This is a genomic window from Brachyspira pulli (genome assembly GCF_036997785.1).
Classification (GTDB): domain Bacteria; phylum Spirochaetota; class Brachyspiria; order Brachyspirales; family Brachyspiraceae; genus Brachyspira; species Brachyspira pulli.
On the sequence record NZ_JAWLQI010000124.1, the window covers coordinates 1 to 2,777 of the forward strand.

3 protein-coding genes are annotated in these 2,777 nt (G+C 23.5%); all 3 read right to left on the reverse strand.

The annotated features are described in order from the left end of the window. Positions 1-1,016: tetratricopeptide repeat protein (locus R4K56_RS14600; RefSeq protein WP_335773198.1), on the reverse strand; the 1,016-nt coding region annotated here is incomplete at its 3' end. Between the two features lie 172 nt (positions 1,017-1,188). Further along, the gene (locus tag R4K56_RS14605) at positions 1,189-2,265 is read right to left on the reverse strand and encodes a tetratricopeptide repeat protein (protein ID WP_335773199.1); all 1,077 of its coding nucleotides are present in this window, start codon (positions 2,263-2,265) and stop codon (positions 1,189-1,191) included. Between the two features lie 184 nt (positions 2,266-2,449). Beyond that, positions 2,450-2,584 carry a hypothetical protein gene (locus R4K56_RS14610; RefSeq protein WP_335773200.1) on the reverse strand — a complete coding sequence of 45 codons (135 nt, stop codon included), beginning with the start codon at positions 2,582-2,584 and terminating at the stop codon, positions 2,450-2,452. Positions 2,585-2,777 lie beyond the last annotated feature (193 nt).

The window sequence follows — 2,777 nt, forward strand, 5'->3', positions numbered from 1 at the left end:
TTAGCATTTCCTCTATTAAGATAAGCATTTATATCGTTAGGTTTCCATTTTATAGCATTATCATAATCTTTAATAGCTTCTTCAAATAAACCTAACTCTTTTTTTGAATTTCCTCTATTATAATAACCATCTGAATAATTTGGATTAATTTCTATAGCTTTGTTATAATCTTCAATAGCCTCTTTATAAAGTCCCAAATCGTTTTTAGAATTTCCTCTATTACCATAAGCATAATAATTCTTAGGGTCTAACTCTAAAATCTTATTAAAATCTTTAATAGCCTCATCAAAAAGAGATAAATAATTTTTGGAAACTCCTCTATTATTATATCCATCTATATTATTAGGATCTAACTCTATAACTTTAGAGTAATCTTCAAGAGCTTCTTTGTGCAAACCAGCATGATTTTTAGCAACTCCTCTATTATAATAAGCATCTTTATAATTTTTACTTAATTCTATATCTCTGTCATAATCTTTTATAGCTTTTTTAAAAAATCCTAAATTATTTTTAGCGAGTCCTCTGTTATAATAAGCCAATGCATAATAATCAATCAAGTCTATAGCTTCACTGTATTTATCTATAGCATCTCTATATTCTCTCATATTGTTTAGAGCAACTCCTTCAGCGTTACAAGCGAAATATTTATCTAAAGTGTGCAAATCATTAATATCAATTTCATCATTATCATAATTAAACATAGTTTGATCATAATGAAAATACTCGATAAACCTGTTATCAGTATAAAGTTCGTCAGGCTCTTTTATATAAAATGATTCAAGTATTCTGTTTAATTTATCATTAAAATTTTCTGCTTTGCTGTTAAAATCATCAAAATCAGAATAATTGAATACATCAATACTATTTAAAAAATTATTTGCCTCATATAGAACTTTTTCTGCTTCTTCTTTAAAATCATCTTTTAAATCTGGAATTTCTCTTTCTCCAAAAGCTTTTAATGATATTTTACATTTTTCTATATGTTTACTAAGAAGATAATTAGATATTTTTGTCATTTTTCATTCCTGTATATTATAATATTATTTGTATATACCTAAACGATTATATTTTGTCAATTTTATTTTTTATATTGTTATTATTTTCTGTGACTAGCCACAGATATAAAAATATAAATTTATTTTTGATAAAATATAGTTATTTAGGTATACACTATTCTTATATAAAGTTTTATAATTTATTTTTTATAGTTTTTATATTTTCTCTTGCCTCTTCATTATAAGGATTAAATTTTAAAGCCCTTTTATAATCCTTTAATGCATCCTCATATAATTCTAAATTAGTTCTTGCAACTCCTCTATTATAATAAGCATCACCGTCTTCAGGATTTAATCTTATATATTTAGTATAATCTCTTATAGCTTCTTTATATAATCCTAAATTACTTCTAGCGAGTCCCCTATTATAATAAACAATATCATAATCAGAATGCAATTTTATAGCCTTGTTATAATATTTAATAGCTTCTTCAAAAAGCCCTAAATTGTATTTCTCATTTCCTTCCTCATAATATGATATAGAGTCCTTAAAAAATTCTGCATAATATTTAACTTCTTCCATAGACTGATAAATATAATCAGCATTAGGGTCTAATTCTAAAGCCTTTTCATAATCTATAAAAGCTCTTTTATATAATTTAAGACTGCCTTCAGCATTTGCTCTATTATAGTAAGCAGTTGAATAATTTTCATCAAATTCTATAGCCTTATCACAATCTTTTATAGAATCTCTGTATAAACCTAAACAATATTTAGAATAACTTCTGTTGCAGTAAGCATAATAATAATCAGGATTCAATTCCAAAACCTTGTCAACATCTTTTATAGCCTCTTTATATAATTCCAAACAATTTTCTGAAAATCCTCTGTTATTATAAGCATCAATAAAATTAGGGTCTAACTCTATAGCTTTATCATAATCTTTAATAGCTTCTTCATATAATTCTAAATTTGTTTTTGCAAATCCTCTATTATAATATGCATCTTTATAATTTTTACTTAATTCTATAGCCTTATCATAATCTTTTATAGACTGCTCATACATACCTAAATTACTTCTAGCTAGTCCTCTATTATAATAAGCGAATGCATAATTATTAATTAACTTTATAGCTTTATCATAATATTTAATAGCTTTTGAATATATACCTGAATCGTTATTATTAATTCCTTCAGTATTATAATAAAAATATTCATCTAAAATATCAAAATCGTCAATACTTATTTCATCATCTTCATCATTAAACATAGTTTTATCATAATAAAAATCAAGTATAATTTTTTCATATACATAGCTTCCTTCTTCAGGATTTTCTGTATAAAACGTTTCAAATATTTTATTTAATTCATCATTAAAAGTTTTTATTTTACTATTAAAATCATCAAAATCAGAATAATTTAATGCATCAATACTATCAAAAAAATCATTGGCATCAGCTATAATTTTTTTTTGCTTCTTTTCTGAGATCTTTACTTAAATCTCCAATTTCATCATCTTCAAAAGATTCTAATCTGATTTTGCAGCCTTCTATATATTTATTAAATAGATAATTATATATTCTCAGCATTTAAGACTCCTATCATAGTTTATTAATTTTCCATAAATTATAATATTATAATACAAAAATAATTTAACACCATATAAAATTATTATTAATAATGCATACTAATTTTATTATTGTTATTTTTTAGAACTACTTGTTTAAAATGTAATATAATCATTCCAGTATATACCTAAACAACTATATTTTGTCAATTTTC

Excerpts from the sequence above, each read along its gene's own strand:
- R4K56_RS14605 (WP_335773199.1), bottom strand. The coding sequence starts at position 2,265 with ATGTTTAATGATGAAGATGATGAAATAAGTATTGACGATTTTGATATT.
- R4K56_RS14610 (WP_335773200.1), bottom strand. The coding sequence starts at position 2,584 with ATGCTGAGAATATATAATTATCTATTTAATAAATATATAGAAGGCTGC.